Origin of the sequence: Nocardia sp. NPDC052316 (assembly GCF_044547795.1) — a bacterium.
GTDB lineage: Bacteria > Actinomycetota > Actinomycetes > Mycobacteriales > Mycobacteriaceae > Nocardia.
On sequence record NZ_JBIUBB010000005.1, the window covers coordinates 826624 to 843137 of the forward strand.

Below are 16514 nucleotides of genomic sequence, written 5' to 3' on the forward strand. Positions count from 1 at the left end.
TCCCGGGTCTGGTTCGGCACAGTCGGACTCGGCCCGGGAACCAGCTGGATCACCGCCGCACTACGCGAGCAGCTTCGCCAGCTCCGCGGTCACCACGTCCGGATTCTCCTGGTGCGCGAAGTGCCCCGCGGCGGGAATGGTCGTCAGGCGCCGGTCCGGGGAGAGGTGGCTGCCGCGCCGGAAGGTGCTGCCGAGCACGTAGGGGTCCAGATCGCCACGCATGGCCAGAACGGGGATGCGGATCGGTTCGCGCATGGTGGCCATGAACCGGCGACCGTCGGGGCGCCACTGACTGCGGAACGCCCAGCGCTGATACTCCAGCGCACAGTGGGCCGCGCCGGGAATCTGGATAGCCGACCGCATGCGCCGCGCCGTGTCGACGAATTCGGTGGTGCCGGACCAGGATCCGCTCACCCTGGCGCGCAGCATGCGCTCGACCTCGAACCCGTCACCGGTGGTCAGCAGCCGTTCGCCGTAGCGCGGCAGCTGGTAACGCAGGAAGTTCGGCAGCCAGGTCGCGCGCTGCTGCCGGTTGCGCAGCACCGCGCTCTTGAGAGCCGCGGGGTGCGGTGAGCCCACCACGGCGATGGACCGAACCAGCCGGGGGTGCAGCACCGCGGTCGCCCAGCACACCAGGCCACCGTCGGCGTGCCCGACCAGGGTCGCGTCGGTGTAGCCGAGCGCGCGGATGAGCCCGGCGATATCGCCGGCCAGGGTCCAGCCGTCGTAGCCGCGTGGGGGTTTGTCGCTGTCGCCGTACCCGCGCAGGTCCACCGCTACCGCGCGATACCCGAGCTCGGCGAGCCCGGTCAGCTGGTGCCGCCAGGACCACCAGAAGTCGGCGAAGCCGTGCAGGAGCACGACCAGCGGCGCGTCGGTGCGCTCGGGAGCGGCATCCACCACGTGGAATCGAATGCCGTTGGCATGAACGTCCCGATGCGCCCACGGGCCGTCGAAACGGACGCTGGACGGATCCGGAATGAAGTGCGACGACACGCCGAGGCAGCCTAGTAGTTCGGGGTATCCGCGCGCGAGCGCGCGGTTACGAAGCGGGTTTTTCCAGCGAGCGGTAGTCGTCGTGCGCGGCGGCACCGAAGCCGTGCGGCAGCACCGTCTTGGCCTGCTTGAGCGAGTCGATCGTCTTCTCCGGCGCGCGCAGCTTCTTCACCCGCAGATAGCCGAGGAAGGCGAGCAGCGCGGTCGCGACGATCATCAGCGCGAACACGATCAGGAAGGCGGCCCAGCGGGCCAGCCACACGTCGAGCAACTCGCCGAGGAAGAAGAAAAAGAAGAACGTGCTGAACAGCAGGACGGTCAGCGCGAGGATGAAGTAGACGCTGCCCTGCAGGCCCTTCTTGATCTCGCCGGTCACCTCGGCCTTGGCCAGGGCGACCTCCGCGCGGACCAGGGTGGACATCTGCTCGGTCGCGTCGCGCACCAGCGTGCCGAAGCTGGCGCTGCCGCTGGGGTTGGCGTCGGAAAGGGGAATGGAGGTCACCGTACGACCGCGCTGCGCGTCGTTGCCGTTACCGCCGTTTGTGAAACTCACTTGGTAGACCCTTCTCCCTGTCCAGGCACTGCTTCGGCCTCACTCTTTCGTTGTAGCGCACGGGCGTCCCGCCGCGCCTGGTGGACACGCCCACGTCGCAACAGTAGCGCCGAACCGGCGAGCGACGCCGCCATTGATGTGACCAACACAGCGGCCTTCGCCAATTCGACCGCGGAGCCGTCGTCGACGCCGGCAAGCGCGAGTTCTGCCACCAGAAGGCTAACGGTGAACCCGATCGCGCCGAGCACCGACAGGGCGAACATGTCGCGATAGCCCAATCCGGCGGGACGCTTCGCCACTCCGAACCGGATTGCGAGCCAGCTGATCCCGAAGATTCCCATGGTCTTGCCGAGCAGCAAGCCGAGAATCACGGCCAGCGCCAGCCTGTCGCTGAACAGCTCCCCGAACACCTTGCCGTCCAACGGAACCCCGGAGGCGAACAACGCGAACAGTGGCACACACAGCCCGGCCGAGATCGGCTGGACGAGGTGCTCCAACCGGGTGGCGGGCGCCTGCTCCTCACCGGGGTCGAGGCGCACCCTGGTGAGCAGCCCGAGGGCCACGCCGGCCAGTGTCGGGTGGATGCCCGCCTCGTGCAGCGCGTACCAGGACACCAGCGCCAGCGGAACATAGAGCAACGGCGTGCTGATCCGCTTGTGCTGAGCCAGCGCCCAGCCCGCGAAGCAGGCGGCGGCGGCCAGCAGCCACAGCAGCGACAGCGTGGTGGTGAACAGCACGGCGATCAGGATGATGGCCACCAGATCGTCGACCACCGCGAGGCTGAGCAGGAACACCCGTGCACTCGTCGGGATGCGCGAACCGGTCATGGCCAGCACGGCCAGCGCGAACGCGATATCGGTGGCCACCGGAATGGCCCAGCCGCGATCCATTCCCGGCTCGCCGAAGCCCACCGCCAGGGCGATCAGCGCCGGGGTGACCACGCCGCCGAGCGCGGCGATGATCGGCAGTGCCGCCCGTTTCGGGTCGGCCAGCTCGCCGACGACGAGCTCGCGTTTGAGTTCCAGCCCGGCGACGAAGAAGAAGATGGCGAGCAGGCCGTCCTTGGTCCAGTCCGCCAGCGTCAGGTCCAGGTGCAGCGGCGCGATGGCCAGCGGCGTCTCGGTCATCGTCACGTAGCTCTCGCCCCACGGCGAGTTCACCCACAGCAACGCCGCGGCGGCCGCGATGAGCAGGATTGCACCGCCGACTGTTTCGGTGCGGAGATAGCGGGATAGTTCCGAGCGCACTTGCGTGATCACGGAGAACCTTTCGGCGTCGGTCGGTCAACGCTGCGACCGCGACATCCACCGCCTCGGCGGTCGGACACGCTCGCAGGCCGACCAGACTTCCCGGCACACCTTACGCAATCCTAACGGGTAGGGCCGGTGACGAAACACCGCCACCGGCCCTACTATGCAGCGCTTGCGCGCCGCGAATGCGCGAGGTCGCACTGTGCCCCGTGGAACGGGCTACGCCTTGGGCGCCCGAATCGCCTCGAAGACGTTGGGATCGACCAGCGTGGAGGTGTCGCCGAGTTCCCTGCCCTCGGCGACGTCGCGCAGCAACCGGCGCATGATCTTGCCGCTGCGCGTCTTGGGCAGCTCGGGTACCACGTGGATCTCCCTCGGCCGGGCGATCGGGCTGATCTCGCGCGACACCTCGGCCTTGAGCTCGTCGACCAGCGCCGCGCCGGTGTTCTTGGCCTCGGCGGTCAGGATGACGAACGCGACGATGCCCTGGCCGGTGGTCTCGTCGCTCGCCCCGACCACCGCGGCCTCCGCCACGCCGGAGTGCCCGACCAGCGCCGACTCCACCTCGGCGGTGGAGATCCGGTGGCCGGACACGTTCATCACGTCGTCCACCCGGCCGAGCACCCACAGGTCGCCGTCGGCGTCGAGTTTGGCGCCGTCACCGGCGAAGTACCAGCCCTGCGCGGCGTAGCGCTCCCAGTAGGTGGCCCGGTACCGCTCCATGTCGCCCCAGATGCCGCGCAGCATCGACGGCCAGGGCTGGTCGAGCACGAGGTAGCCGTTGGCCTCGGTCTCGCCGCGCTGCACCGGCTTGCCCTCCTCGTCCACCACGAGCGCCGAGATGCCGGGCAGCGGCGCCATCGCCGCGCCGGGCTTGGTCGCGGTGACGCCGGGCAGCGGCGAGATCATGATGGCGCCGGTCTCGGTCTGCCACCAGGTGTCCACCACGGGCGCCGTGCCCGCGCCGATCACGTCGCGGTACCAGCGCCAGGCCTCCGGGTTGATCGGCTCACCGACCGAGCCGAGCAGCCGGATGCTGGACAGGTCGTGCGCGGCGGGGATCTCGCGGCCCCACTTCATGAACGTGCGCACCAGCGTCGGCGCCGTGTAATAGATGCTGACGCCGTACTTTTCGACGATCTGCCAGTGCCGGTGCTCGTCCGGGAAGTTCGGGGTGCCCTCGTAGACCGCCTGAGTGGCGCGGTTGGACAGTGGTCCGTAGACGATGTAGCTGTGTCCGGTGACCCAGCCGATGTCGGCGGTGCACCAGTAGACGTCTTGTCCCGCTTTGTGATCGAAGACGTTGTGGTGGGTGTAGGACGCCTGGGTCAGGTAGCCGCCGGAGGTGTGCAGGATGCCCTTCGGCTTTCCGGTGGTGCCGGATGTATAGAGGATGAACAGTGGGTGCTCGGCATCGAAGGGCTGCGCCTCGTGTTCCGGTGAAGCTTCGGCGACAGTCTCGTGCCACCACAGGTCGCGACCCTCGGTCCACGGCACCTCGATCTCGGTGCGCCGGACTACCAACACATGCTCAACGCTGTGCGGCACATCGCCGTTCGCGAACAACGCCTCGTCCACCGCTTCCTTGAGCGGTGCCGCCTTACCACGGCGCCACTGTCCATCGGTGGTGATGATCAGCCGGGCGCTCGCGTCGTCGACCCGCTGGCGCAGCGCGCTGGGGGAGAAGCCTGCGAACACCACCGAGTGGGTGAGGCCGAGCCGGGCGCAGGCCAGCATCGCGACGATGGCCTCGGGGACCATCGGCATGTAGATGGCGACCCGGTCGCCTGCTTCGAGGCCGAGCTCGGTGAAGTAGTTCGCGGCACGGCTGACTTCGGCGAGCAACTCGCGGTAGGTGACGGCGCGCGAGTCGCCCGGTTCGCCCTCCCAGTGGATGGCGACCTGGTCACCGTGGCCGTCCAGTACGTGCCGGTCCACGCAGTTGTAGGCGACGTTGAGCTTGCCGTCGGCGAACCATTTCGCCACCGGCGCGTCGCTCCAGTCCAGCACCTGACGCCACGGCTGATGCCAATGCAACCGACTCGCCTGCTCGGCCCAGAACGCGTCGCGATCGGCCGACGCCCGCTCGTAGAGCTCGGCACCGGCGTTCGCCGCGGCCGCGAACTCCGCGCTCGGCGAGTACGAGTCCTTGTGGTCGGCGGTTTCGGTCATCTCGGTTCTTCTTTCCACGTAGCCTGAGCGCACAATTCAAACGCAGCACGTTCGACAGTAATCAACTGTGACCTACGCCGCGTCCGGTGTGTCCACCGGGTTTCGGTCCCGTCACGCCGTCGCGTAATCCGCAACGGAGGGGTCTGATCCGGGAGGCGCCGGGCGACCTCTGCGGAGGCAATGTTCCGGTGGATAGGTCGTTTTGGCGCGATGTTTTTCGTGTTTCGTCCGTGTTGCCGGATTGGGAACAAGTGGAATGAACCTTGGTCAATCCGATGACAGAGTCCGTTTCGGTGGCTACCCTCCGAGACACCCAAGGCGGATTGTGCTGGCATGCGCCTGGTGACCTCATGCGCATGCCACGGATTCCGCCCTTCTCGAAAACGGGAGAACGCGTTGAGATTCAACAGAGCAATGGCGCTGACCGCGGCCGCGCTGCTGGCTACCAGCCTCGGCCTGGCCGGGTGTTCGTCGGACAGTAGTGCCGACGAGGGCATCGTCACCACCGGTGGTGGTGAGCCGCAGAACCCGTTGGTGCCCACCAACACCAACGAGAACATGGGCGGCCGCGTAGTCGACCGGCTGTTCGCCGGCCTGAAGTACTACGACGCCAACGGTGTGGCGCACAACGAGATGGCTGAGTCGATCGAGTCGTCCGACCGGAAGAACTACAAGATCACCATCAAGCCGGACTGGAAGTTCAGCGACGGCACCCCGGTCAAGGCGAAGTCGTTCGTCGACGCGTGGAACTACGGCGCGCTCGGCACCAACGCACAGTTGCAGAGCTACGTGTTCACCCCGATCCTCGGGTTCGAGGAGGTGTCCGCGGAGACGCCGACGGCACAGACGCTGCGGGGCCTGAAGGTGGTCGACGACCGCACCTTCACCGTCGAACTCAAGTCGCCCTCCATCGATTTCGAGACCGAGCTCGGCTACGCGCCGTTCTACCCGCTGCCCGAAGCCGCGTTCAAGGACATCAAGGCCTTCGGCGAGAACCCGATCGGCAACGGCCCGTACAAGTTCGCCAGCAATGGTGCGTGGCAGCACAACGTCCAGATCGACCTGGTGCCCAACCCGGAGTACAAGGGTGGCCGCGCGCCGAAGAACAAGGGCTTGCGGTTCGTGATGTACCAGTCCTTCGACACGGCCTACGCCGACCTGCTCGCGGGCAACCTCGACACCCTCGACACCATCCCGGACAGCGCGCTCCGGTCCTACAAGCAGGATCTCGGCGATCGGGCGATCACCAAGCCCACCGCGCAGAACCAGCACATCGGCATCCAGGCCAACGTCCCGCACTTCAGCGGCGAGGAAGGCATCCTGCGCCGCAAGGCTCTCTCGATGGCGATCAACCGCGAGCAGATCTGCGAGAACATCTTCCACGGCTCCCGGCTGCCCGCGCGCGACTTCACCTCGGCCTCGCTGCCCGGCTTCAACCCGAACCTGCCCGGCTCCGAGGCGCTGAACTTCAACCCCGAAGAGGCCAAGAAGGTGTGGGCCCAGGCCAACGCCATCTCCCCGTGGTCGGGCCGTTACGAGATCGCCTACAACTCCGACGGCGGCCACCAGGCCTGGATCGAAGCCGTGGCCAACAGCATCAAGAACACCCTCGGCATCGACGCCGTCGGCGCGCCGTACCCGACGTTCAAGAACATCCGCGACGAGGTGAACGCCAAGACCATCGGCAAGGCGTTCCGCTACGGCTGGCAGGGTGACTACCCGACCATGCTGCAGTTCCTGACCTCGCAGTACTACAGCTACTCCGAGACCAACAACGTCGACTGGAAGAACCCGGAGTTCGACAAGCTGCTCGACGCCGCGCTCGCCGCGCCGACGCAGGAAGAGTCCTACAAGATCGTCGCGCAGGCGCAGACCCTGATGCTCAGGGACATGGCCGACATCCCGGTGCTCGACTACATCGCCAACGCCGGTCGCTCGGACAAGGTGAAGAAGGCCGAGCTCGCCTGGAACGGTCTGTTCGACTTCGAAAACATCGAGAAGTAGCCGCTGTTGAGCCGCGCCGTCGTACCCGACGGCGCGGCTCACCACTGACCCAGGAGACGAAATGGCCTGGTATGTCGTGCGGCGTCTGCTTCAGATGATCCCCGTGTTCCTCGGGGCGACGCTGCTCATCTATGCCTTGGTATTCCTCATTCCCGGCGATCCGATTCAGGCCCTCGCCGGCGACAAACCGATGACCCCCGCGGTGGAAGCACAGCTCCGCGCGCGGTACCACCTCGACCAGCCCTTCATCATGCAGTATCTGCTGTATCTGAAGGGCATCGTCACGTTCGACTTCGGCACCGCTTTCTCCGGCAGGCCGGTGCGCGAGGAGCTGGCGCGGGCCTTCCCGATCACCATCAAACTCGCCGCCATGGCGGTGTGCATCGAGGCCGTGTTCGGCGTCATCTTCGGCCTGGTGGCCGGGCTGCGCAAGGGCAAGCTGTTCGACTCGACGATGCTGGTGATCAGCCTGGTCGTGATCGCGGTCCCGATCTTCGTCGTCGGCTTCCTCGCGCAGTTCCTGCTCGGGGTGAAGTGGGGGATCGCGCCGGTGACGGTCACCGGCAAAGCGAGTTTCACCGAATTGCTGGTCCCCGCTTTCGTACTCGGGTCGTTGTCGTTCGCCTATGTGCTGCGGCTGACCCGGAACTCGGTGGCGGAGAACATGTCCGCCGACTTCGTCCGCACCGCGACCGCCAAGGGGCTGAGCAGGCAGCGGGTGGTGACGGTGCACATCCTGCGTAACTCGATGATCCCGGTGCTCACCTTCCTCGGCGCCGAACTCGGCTCGCTGATGGGCGGCGCCATCGTCACGGAGGGCATCTTCAACATTCCCGGCGTCGGCGGCACGCTGTTCCAGGCGATCACCCGTGGCGAACCGCCCACGGTCGTGTCGTTCGTGACGGTGCTGATCATCATCTTCCTGATCTCCAACCTGGTCGTCGACTTGCTCTACGCCGCACTCGATCCGAGGATCCGCTATGCCTGACCTCGACAAAGGAAAAGGAATCGACCTCGCGGAGAGCGCGGCCCGCGGCAGGCAGACCTACTTCGTCGCACCGCCCGACGAGGTCGAGGTGCTCGCCACCGACATGGTCGTCGACGCGGGCTCGCCGACCAGCATCTGGCAGGACGCCTGGCGACAGCTGCGGCGCAACCCGATCTTCATCGTCGCCGCGCTGATGATCGTCTTCGTGCTCATCGTCGTCATCTGGCCGGGGCTGTTCACCAGTCAGGATCCGCGCTACTGCAACGGCGACTTCAGCATGGATCCACGCGGTCCTGGTCATCCGTTCGGCTTCGACAAACAGGGCTGTGACATCTACGCCCGAACTGTGTACGGCGCACGGGCATCGGTGCTGGCGGGCGTCGGCTCGACCGTGCTGTTCGTGCTGATCGGCGGTGTCCTCGGCGCGCTGTCCGGTTTCTACGGCGGGCTGCTCGACTCGATCGTGTCGCGCGTCGCCGAGATCTTCTTCGCGATCCCGCTGATGCTGGCCGCGATCGTGATCATGCAGCTGCTCGACTCGCGGACCATCTGGACCGTGGTCCTCATTCTCGCCTCGTTCACCTGGCCACAGGCGGCCCGGATCGCGCGCAGTGCGGTGATCCAAGCCAAGAACAGCGACTACGTCACGGCGGCAAAGGCTTTGGGCGTCTCGCGAATACGCACGCTGCTGCGCCATGTGGTGCCGAACGCGGTGGGCCCACTCATCGTGGTCACTACCATCTGGCTCGGCGTCTTCATCGTCACCGAGGCGACGTTGTCCTACCTCGGTGTCGGCCTGCCGCGCACGATCGTGTCGTGGGGGGCCGATATCTCGTCGGGGCAGAAGGAGATCCGCACCTCCGCGATCCTGTTCTATCCGGCCACGGCGCTCGCGCTCACGGTGCTGAGCTTCATCATGCTGGGCGACGCGGTGCGCGACGCCCTCGACCCGAAGGCTAGGAAGCGATGAGTGAGTCCCGCAGCGCACAGTCGCCCCTGCTCGAAATCAAGGACCTGAACGTCTGTTTCACCTCGGAGGGCAAGAAAATACCCGCCGTCCGCGATGTGAACCTGTCGGTGTATCCGGGCCAGACCGTCGCGATCGTCGGCGAATCAGGCTCGGGCAAGTCCACCACCGCGCACGCGATCATCGATCTGCTGCCCGGCACCGGGCAGGTGACCTCCGGCTCGATCATGTTCGACGGCAAAGATCTGGCGAAGGCCTCCAAGAAGGACGTCATCGCGGTACGTGGCAGCGGGATCGGGCTGGTCCCGCAGGACCCGATGTCTAACCTGAACCCGGTGTGGAAGGTCGGCTTCCAGATCCGGGAGACGTTGGAGGCCAACGGCATCGCCAAGGGGAAGGCGGCCAAACAACGGGCCATCGAACTGCTGCACGAAGCGGGCATGTCCGACGGCGAACGCCGGGTGAACCAGTACCCGCACGAGTTCTCCGGCGGCATGCGGCAGCGCGCGCTCATCGCCATCGGCCTGGCGTGCCGGCCCAAGTTGTTGATCGCGGACGAGCCGACCTCGGCGCTCGACGTCACCGTGCAGCGGCAGATCCTCGATCACCTCGAAGGCCTCACCAACGAGCTAGGCACCGCGGTACTGCTGATCACCCACGACCTCGGCCTCGCCGCCGAGCGCGCGGAGCATCTGGTGGTGATGTATCGCGGCCGCGTCGTGGAATCCGGTCCGGCCCTGCAGATTCTGCGCGAACCGCAGCACCTGTACACCAAGCGGCTGGTGAACTCCGCGCCATCGCTGGCGTCGCAGCGGCTGTCCTCGGTGAAGCAGCGCATCGAGATCCGCGAGCAGGCGGTGCAGGTGGCCGAGCAGATCGCGGCGGCCGACACGGAGCTGACCGTGGTGCCCGACGACGTGGTGGTGGTCGAGAACCTCACCAAGGCGTTCAAGATCCGCGGCAGCGTTCCATGGAAGTCGACCGACTTTCTCGCGGTGCAGGATGTGTCGTTCCGGCTGCGGCGTGGCACCACCACCGCCATCGTGGGTGAATCCGGCTCGGGGAAATCGACGGTCGCGCAGATGATCCTCGGTCTGCTCGAGCCCACCTCGGGCAAGGTCACCTTCGACGGCAAAGAGGTGGCGAAGCTGGATCGCAAGGGCGCCTTCGCGTTCCGGCGCCGGGTGCAGCCGATCTTCCAGGACCCGTACGGCTCGCTGGACCCGATGTACTCGATCTACCGCACCATCGAGGAGCCGTTGCGCACGCACGACATCGGCACCCCGAAGGAGCGCGAGGCCACGGTGCGCGAACTGCTCGACAAGGTGTCGCTGCCGTCCACCGTGATGCGCCGGTACCCGAACGAGTTGTCGGGTGGTCAGCGCCAGCGCGTCGCCGTGGCCCGTGCCCTCGCGCTCTCGCCCGAGGTCGTGGTCTGTGACGAGGCGGTGTCCGCGCTCGACGTGCTGGTGCAGGCGCAGATTCTGCGGCTGTTGAACGATCTGCAGGCCGAGTTGGGTCTGTCGTATGTGTTCATCACCCACGACCTGGCTGTCGTCCGGCAGATCGCGGACAACGTCCTGGTGATGCAGACCGGCAAGGTGGTCGAGGCGGCGTCCACCCAGGAGGTCTTCGACAGTCCTCGGGAGGAGTACACCCGGCGGTTGCTCGATGCCATCCCTGGCCGAGATCTGTTGGTGAGCTGAGCAATCGGCCTGTCGACGAGTGTGGCGGCCGGCCCGGCCCGGTTGGGTCGGGCCGGCCGCTTGGTCGGGGGCTGTGACGGCCACGCTCGGGGCACTCCTCAACGGTGCTCGTCGCGCGCCGAATAGTCGCGCTTTCCGTGAACCGTGCTGATGAGGCCGTTTCCGTCAGCTGAGTGACATCGCGCGGCGGGCTGGGTCCAGCGGCCCGGCGGGCGCAAGTAGCCTCGTAAACCGTGACCGATCCGCTACAGCCTCTCGTCGATCTCCCCGGTGTCCGTGCCGCGGCCGACCGCGCCCGCGATGCGCTCGCCGAGGTGCATCGGCACAAGGCGAATCGGCGCGGCTGGCCGACGACCGCCGCCGAAGCCGCGGTGCGGGCCGCCCGATCGTCGGCCGCCATCGACGGCGGGAGCACCGAGCTGCCCGCCGACGGTCAGGTCGGCGATCCGATTTTGGCCGGGTCGCTGCGCGTTGGCCAGGCGTTGGACGGTGACGCGCTGCGGAATCTGGTGGGCACCTGGCAGCGGGCGCCGTTGCAGGCGCTGGCCCGATTGCATCTGCTCGCCGCCGCCGATCTGGTTGCCGACCAGGCGGCGCTCGGCAGGCCACGGCCCGACGCCGGGGTGGCCGAGCGCCTCGATCTGCTGGTGCAGACGGTGCTCGGGTCGAGCGCGCCTGCTCCCGTGATCGCCGCGGTGGTGCACGGCGAGCTCCTCGCGTTGCGGCCGTTCGGGACCGCGGACGGGGTCGTCGCGCGGGCGGCCTCGCGATTGGTCGCGGTGTCGAGCGGGCTGGATCCGCACAGCTTGGGAGTGCCCGAAGTTTTCTGGCTGCGGCGCAGGCAGGCGTATCTCGACGCGGCAGCGGCGTTCGGGTCCGGTGTGGCGGATGCGGTCGGCGGCTGGGTGCTGCTGTGCTGCGGTGCGCTGGAGGATGGTGCGCGGGAGGCCACGTCGATCGCCGATTCGGCGTCGGGGTAGTCGACGGAACGTCAAAGCGGGCGGCGTGTCGTTGCCGACCTCACCGCCCGCGTAGCACGGACTACCCGGTTACCAAGCGTGCTGGGTGGGTTGTGTTTACGGCCTCGGCGAGAGTCCGACCTCCGGCGGTTCATCCCCGCAACCTGTGCGAGGCCATCGCCGACGAAGACCCGGATTTCGCAGGCCCACAACGCTTCTGCCCTTGTCGCGGCGCGCTCCGCGTGGGTGCCTGGTGTCCGTGCTGGGAAGGCTGGATGGGAGACGGAACCTTCTCTTCCGGTCCTGCCTTGGCCTTCCGACCTTCCGTAGTTACCTTTTTACTCTGTGACAGCTCTCACATCAAGAGCTGCGAAAACATTCGATTCACGGCGTGTCGATCGGCGTTTCGTGGTTCAATGCCTGGTCGCAACTTCTTGCGTGTGCACTCAGCAAACCTCTCCGGCAAGTACCGGGCTTCCGCTCGAGCAGCGGCGGTCGCGCCCCCGTCGGCGGTGGCTAAGGCTCAGCTGCGCCGGCGCAGCAATCGATAGCTGATCGCGCCGGCGAGCAACGCACTCAGGCCGACCACCGCGGTCGCGGCAAGGGTAGTGGACGACGGTGCCTGGAACCGGGCCCACAGCGATACCGGGTTCGAGAAGGCCAGAATCGGCCAGCCGTTGGCGAGTGCCTCGCGGCGCAGGCCGCGATCGGGATTGACCGCCGTCGGATGGCCCACCGCGTTCAGCAGCGGCAGATCGGTGACCGAATCGGAGTACGCGTAACAGCGCGCGAGGTCGTAACCCTCACTGGCGGCCAGCTTTTCGATCGCGGCGACCTTGCCCTCGCCGTAGCAGTAGAACTCGACCTCGCCGGTGTACTTGCCGTCCGCGACGACCATCCGCGTCGCCGCGGTGTGCGAGGCGCCCAGCACCTCCGCGATCGGGCCGACGATCTCCTCGCCCGAGGCCGACACGATCACCACATCGTGGCCCCGGATCTTGTGGTCGGCAATGAGATCGGCCGCCTCGGCGTAGATCAGCGGATCCACCAGCTCGTGAAGCGTCTCGGCCACAATGGATTTCACCTGCTCGACGTCCCAGCCTGCGCACATGTTCGTGAGATGGGCGCGCATCCGCTCCATTTGGTCGTGGTCGGCGCCGGACAGCATGAACAGGAAGTGCGCGTAGCTGCTTTCCAGCACATCGCGGCGATTCAACAGGCCTTGCGCGTAAAAGGGCTTGCTGAAGACGAACGTGCTCGATTTCGCGATCACAGTCTTGTCCAGATCGAAGAAGGCGGCGACGCGTCCGTCCGCAGTGGGTGAGTCCACCCGACCAGCATAGGCGTATCGCCACCGCCCTTACGGCACGCGCGGACCCGCGGCGGTCGCCGCGCGGTGCGGAACTGGGGATCCGACTGGGGACCGCGCGAGTGCGATGCGGCGCAGGCTGCGGCGGCCCACACGGCGGTATCCGCAGCCGCGAGCGGGGAGTTTGCCGCACCCCCGCGGAGCCCGTAATCGCCGGAAACTTCTGCCGCAACAGACTTGCGTTGTGGGCGGGGCTTGGGTGTAGTATTGCTGGCACCTGGACATGGTCCAGGCGCGTTCAGCCCGACCCCCCGGGGCTGAACCCGACGGCCCCAGCCTCCTCCCCCCCCGGCTGGGGCCGTCCTCTATTCCGGGGACGGTTCACCTCCCCCTTCGCGGACGCCGAACGTCATCGTCGCGGAACTCGAAAGTTCTACACACCCCCGAGTTATCCACAATCGGCCCATCGCCCCTTCTGCCGTCAGCCGATTTCGGCCACGCTCAGCCGCATGAATCTTGAAGTGGCGCCGGACAACAGCAGCCCGCCACCGGCCCTCGTGCTCCTGCACGACCCACGGCTCCGCGACGAAGTACGGCGCGTCGCCGCCGCGGCCGAACGCGGGCTGGACGAACGCCTGCTACCCGTCGGACGGCACGCCTGGACCGGTGCGCCACTGGTGATCCTGGACACAACCGCCGCGCGGGCGGCCGCCGAAGCCGGATATCTGCGCCGGGTGGGGGTCGTACTGACCACCGACGGCGAACCGGGACTACCCGATTGGCAAGCCGCGGCGGCCGTCGGCGCCGAGCGGGTCATCGCGCTGCCCGGCGCCGCCGAAGGACTTATCGAGATGTTTGCTGAGTACGGCGAACACCGCACAGGAGACGGGGTTGTCGTCGCCGTGGCAGGCGCGGCAGGCGGTGCCGGAGCGTCGACGCTGGCCGCCGCCGTCGCGCTGCGATCCGCGGCGGCGGGGTTTCGCCGCGACACTGTGCTTGTCGACGGCGCGCCCCTCGGCGGTGGCCTCGACCTGCTGCTCGGCATCGAGACAAGCACCGGACCGCGCTGGCCGGACCTGGTCGTCGAGGACGGCAGGGTGTCCGCGGCGGCGCTGCACGCCGCACTGCCTGCCGCGGCCCCCGGCCTGGCGGTGCTCGCCTGTGGACGCTGCGGTGCCGGCCGGTTGCCGCGCGAGATCGGCGCCGCCGCCGTCCGTGCTGTCATCGAAGCAGGCCGTGCCGCAGGCGATTTGGTGGTTTGCGACATTTCCGGCGAACGCGGCCCGCACGCCGATCAAATGCTCGACTCCGCCGACCTCGTCGTGCTGGTGGTACCCGCCCGGCTGCGGGCCGTTGCCGCCGCCGAGGCGGTCGCCGCGCACATCGGGCGACGGAACCCCAATCAAGGCTTGATCGTTCGCGGGCCCGCGCCCGGTGGCCTGCGTGGCTCCGAGGTCGCCGAGGTACTCGATCTCCCACTGCTGGCCGCCGTGCGCGCCCAATCCGGTTTGGCGGCTCGGCTGGAACGCGGCGGGCTCACCGTGCACCGGCGCGGACCGCTGCGCGACGCGGCCGACGCGGTACTCGCCGTGTTGAGTGCGCCTGCTGGACAACGGCGATGAGTGCGCTGGTGACCGCCGAGCTACTGGATCGGGTGCGGGAACGCCTGTCCGGCGGTTCGGGTGATCCGGACCCGGCCCAGGTGGCCGCCGCTATTCGCGCGGAGGCCGGTGCGGTACTCGGCGATACGGATCTGCTGCGGGCGCTGCGGTTGTTGCAGACCGAGATGACCGGCGCCGGGGTGCTCGAGCCGCTGCTGCACGATCCACAGGTCGCCGATGTGCTGGTCACCGCGCCGGACGCGGTGTGGATAGATCGCGGACACGGTTTGGAGAAGACCGCGATCACCTTCCCCGACGAGGCCGCGGTGCGCAGGCTGGCGCAGCGGCTGGCCCTCTCGGCCGGTCGGCGACTGGACGACGCGCAGCCGTGGGTCGACGGCAGGCTGTCCGGAACCGGAGCGGCGCTGGGGGATTCGTTCGGCGTGCGACTGCACGCCGTGCTCGCGCCGGTCGCGCACGGCGGCACCTGTCTGTCGCTGCGCGTGCTACGCCCCGCCACCCAGGGGTTGGACGCCCTGGCCGCCGCCGGGGCGGTGCCGGCCGACGCTAAACAGCTGCTGGAGCGGATCATTCGGGCCCGACTGGCGTTCCTAGTGGTCGGCGGCACCGGCGCGGGCAAGACGACGCTGCTCTCCGGTCTGCTGGCCAAGGTCGCGCCGCGCGAACGCATCGTATGCGTGGAGGACGCCGCCGAACTGGCGCCGCCGCACCCGCATGTGGTGCGACTCGTCGCGCGCACCGCGAACGTAGAGGGCGTCGGTGCGGTGACCGTCCGCGATCTGGTGCGCCAGGCGCTGCGCATGCGCCCGGACCGCATCGTGGTCGGCGAGGTCAGAGGCGCCGAGGTGGTCGACCTGTTGACCGCGCTGAACACCGGCCACGACGGCGGCGCCGGAACGGTCCACGCGAACTCGCCCCAGGAGGTGCCCGCACGGCTGGAAGCCCTTGCGGCACTCGGTGGAATGGACCGCGCCGCACTGCACAGCCAGCTCGCCGCCGCCGTTCAGATCGTGCTGCACGTCCACCGTCGGACGGACGGTTCACGGGGCTTGCGCGAGATCGGTCTCGTCCGCCGCGACGACAACGGCCGCGTCCACATCGCACCCGCCTGGCACACGTGCGCCCCGACTCCTGCGGCGGGCGAACTGAATCGGATGCTCGATGAGCGGCTCGGCCGATGAGCGCGGCGTTGGTGTGTCTGGCGCTCGCACTGCTCGCGGCGCCGACATCGCCACCGCGTCGTCGGTTGGCCGGGTTGTTCGACGTGCCGGTCGTGGCTCGAAAGGTTCGCCGCGACAGTGTGCTCCGGCTCGGCGTCTGCTGCGGCGTAGCCGCGGTGTCGGTCTTCGGCATCGGTCCATTCCTTGCGACGGCGATGGTGGTGGGAACGGTCGGGTTTCGAGTTCGTCGAGCGGGCGTGGATCGGCGTAGAACCGCCGAATGCGCCTACCTGCTCGACGCGTTGGAGGCCGTGATCGCAGAGCTGCGGGTCGGCGCGCATCCGAGTGCTGCGGCCGAGGTCGCGTCCTGCGAAGCGCGGGGCGAAGCCGCCGCGGCGTTCGCGGTGAGCGCCGGGCGCAGCAGACTGGGTGGTTCCGCTGCCGCCGGGTTGCGACAGCCGGATTCCATCGTCGCTGCGGAGCTGTCTCGCATCGCCGACGCGTGGCAGGTGGCCGAACAGCACGGACTGGCGCTGGCCGAGCTGCTGTCCGCCGCGCGCACGGACCTGGCGGGCCGCATCCGTTTCCACGGCCGCACCACCGCAGCTCTCGCTGGTGCGCGCGCCACCGCCACCGTGCTGGCCGCCCTGCCACTGCTCGGGCTCGGTCTCGGTCAGCTGATGGGTGCCGCCCCCTTGCACGTGCTGTTCGCTTCGTCGGCAGGGACCGTGCTGCTTCCACTCGGCGCTGCCCTCGCCTGCGCGGGCTTGCTGTGGACGGATGCCATCACTCGAAAGGTGCTCGTATGAATCAACAGCGTTGTCGCCG

The 16514-nt window shown here is 68.0% G+C and carries 13 protein-coding genes; 8 read left to right on the top strand and 5 right to left on the bottom strand.

The genetic code is table 11. The features are described 5' to 3' along the window. Window positions 1-60: 60 nt before the first annotated feature. The 4 genes from ACIHA7_RS27345 to acs form a co-directional block, all read right to left on the bottom strand. Window positions 61-996, bottom strand: coding sequence for an alpha/beta fold hydrolase (locus ACIHA7_RS27345; RefSeq protein ID WP_397293770.1), 936 nt, complete (start codon window positions 994-996; stop codon window positions 61-63). A gap of 46 nt (window positions 997-1042) precedes the next feature. Further along, window positions 1043-1549 carry a phage holin family protein gene (locus ACIHA7_RS27350; RefSeq protein ID WP_397293771.1) on the bottom strand — a complete coding sequence of 169 codons (507 nt, stop codon included), beginning with the start codon at window positions 1547-1549 and terminating at the stop codon, window positions 1043-1045. Beyond that, a complete protein-coding gene (gene nhaA, locus ACIHA7_RS27355; RefSeq protein WP_397293877.1) occupies window positions 1546-2805 on the bottom strand; it encodes a Na+/H+ antiporter NhaA in 1260 nt (419 codons plus the stop codon). Before nhaA ends, ACIHA7_RS27350 begins: the two co-directional genes overlap by 4 nt. 213 nt (window positions 2806-3018) lie before the next feature. Then, window positions 3019-4971 carry an acetate--CoA ligase gene (acs, locus tag ACIHA7_RS27360; protein ID WP_397293772.1) on the bottom strand — a complete coding sequence of 651 codons (1953 nt, stop codon included), beginning with the start codon at window positions 4969-4971 and terminating at the stop codon, window positions 3019-3021. Window positions 4972-5385: 414 nt separating this feature from the next. On the opposite strand from acs, the gene ACIHA7_RS27365 reads away from it, so the two are divergent. The 5 genes from ACIHA7_RS27365 to ACIHA7_RS27385 all read left to right on the top strand — a co-directional run bounded on the left by ACIHA7_RS27365 (window position 5386) and on the right by ACIHA7_RS27385 (window position 11616). Next, window positions 5386-6975, top strand: coding sequence for an ABC transporter substrate-binding protein (locus ACIHA7_RS27365; RefSeq protein ID WP_397293878.1), 1590 nt, complete (start codon window positions 5386-5388; stop codon window positions 6973-6975). A gap of 61 nt (window positions 6976-7036) precedes the next feature. After that, complete coding sequence (locus ACIHA7_RS27370; RefSeq protein WP_397293773.1) at window positions 7037-7963, top strand: ABC transporter permease; 927 nt, start codon at window positions 7037-7039, stop codon at window positions 7961-7963. Continuing rightward, entirely contained in the window at window positions 7956-8933 is a 978-nt protein-coding gene (locus ACIHA7_RS27375) for an ABC transporter permease (protein ID WP_397293774.1), read from the top strand. The genes ACIHA7_RS27370 and ACIHA7_RS27375 overlap by 8 nt, the downstream gene beginning before the upstream one ends. Then, window positions 8930-10636, top strand: coding sequence for a dipeptide ABC transporter ATP-binding protein (locus tag ACIHA7_RS27380; RefSeq protein ID WP_397293775.1), 1707 nt, complete (start codon window positions 8930-8932; stop codon window positions 10634-10636). Before ACIHA7_RS27375 ends, ACIHA7_RS27380 begins: the two co-directional genes overlap by 4 nt. Before the next feature lie 233 nt (window positions 10637-10869). Continuing rightward, window positions 10870-11616 (top strand): oxidoreductase, encoded by a 747-nt coding sequence (locus tag ACIHA7_RS27385; RefSeq protein ID WP_397293776.1) that lies wholly within the window; start codon window positions 10870-10872, stop codon window positions 11614-11616. Between the two features lie 502 nt (window positions 11617-12118). Here ACIHA7_RS27385 and ACIHA7_RS27390 read toward each other — a convergent pair. Next, the gene (locus ACIHA7_RS27390) at window positions 12119-12925 is read right to left on the bottom strand and encodes an HAD-IB family hydrolase (protein ID WP_397293777.1); all 807 of its coding nucleotides are present in this window, start codon (window positions 12923-12925) and stop codon (window positions 12119-12121) included. A gap of 488 nt (window positions 12926-13413) precedes the next feature. Here ACIHA7_RS27390 and ssd point away from each other — a divergent pair, with 488 nt between their 5' ends. Genes ssd through ACIHA7_RS27405 form a run of 3 tightly spaced genes read left to right on the top strand, consistent with a single transcriptional unit; the run spans window position 13414 to window position 16495 of the window. Beyond that, window positions 13414-14526 (top strand): septum site-determining protein Ssd, encoded by a 1113-nt coding sequence (gene ssd, locus ACIHA7_RS27395; protein WP_397293778.1) that lies wholly within the window; start codon window positions 13414-13416, stop codon window positions 14524-14526. After that, complete coding sequence (locus tag ACIHA7_RS27400; RefSeq protein WP_397293779.1) at window positions 14523-15707, top strand: TadA family conjugal transfer-associated ATPase; 1185 nt, start codon at window positions 14523-14525, stop codon at window positions 15705-15707. Before ssd ends, ACIHA7_RS27400 begins: the two co-directional genes overlap by 4 nt. After that, window positions 15704-16495, top strand: a complete 792-nt coding sequence (locus ACIHA7_RS27405) for a type II secretion system F family protein (RefSeq protein ID WP_397293780.1) — start codon at window positions 15704-15706, stop codon at window positions 16493-16495. The genes ACIHA7_RS27400 and ACIHA7_RS27405 overlap by 4 nt, the downstream gene beginning before the upstream one ends. Window positions 16496-16514: the final 19 nt, after the last annotated feature.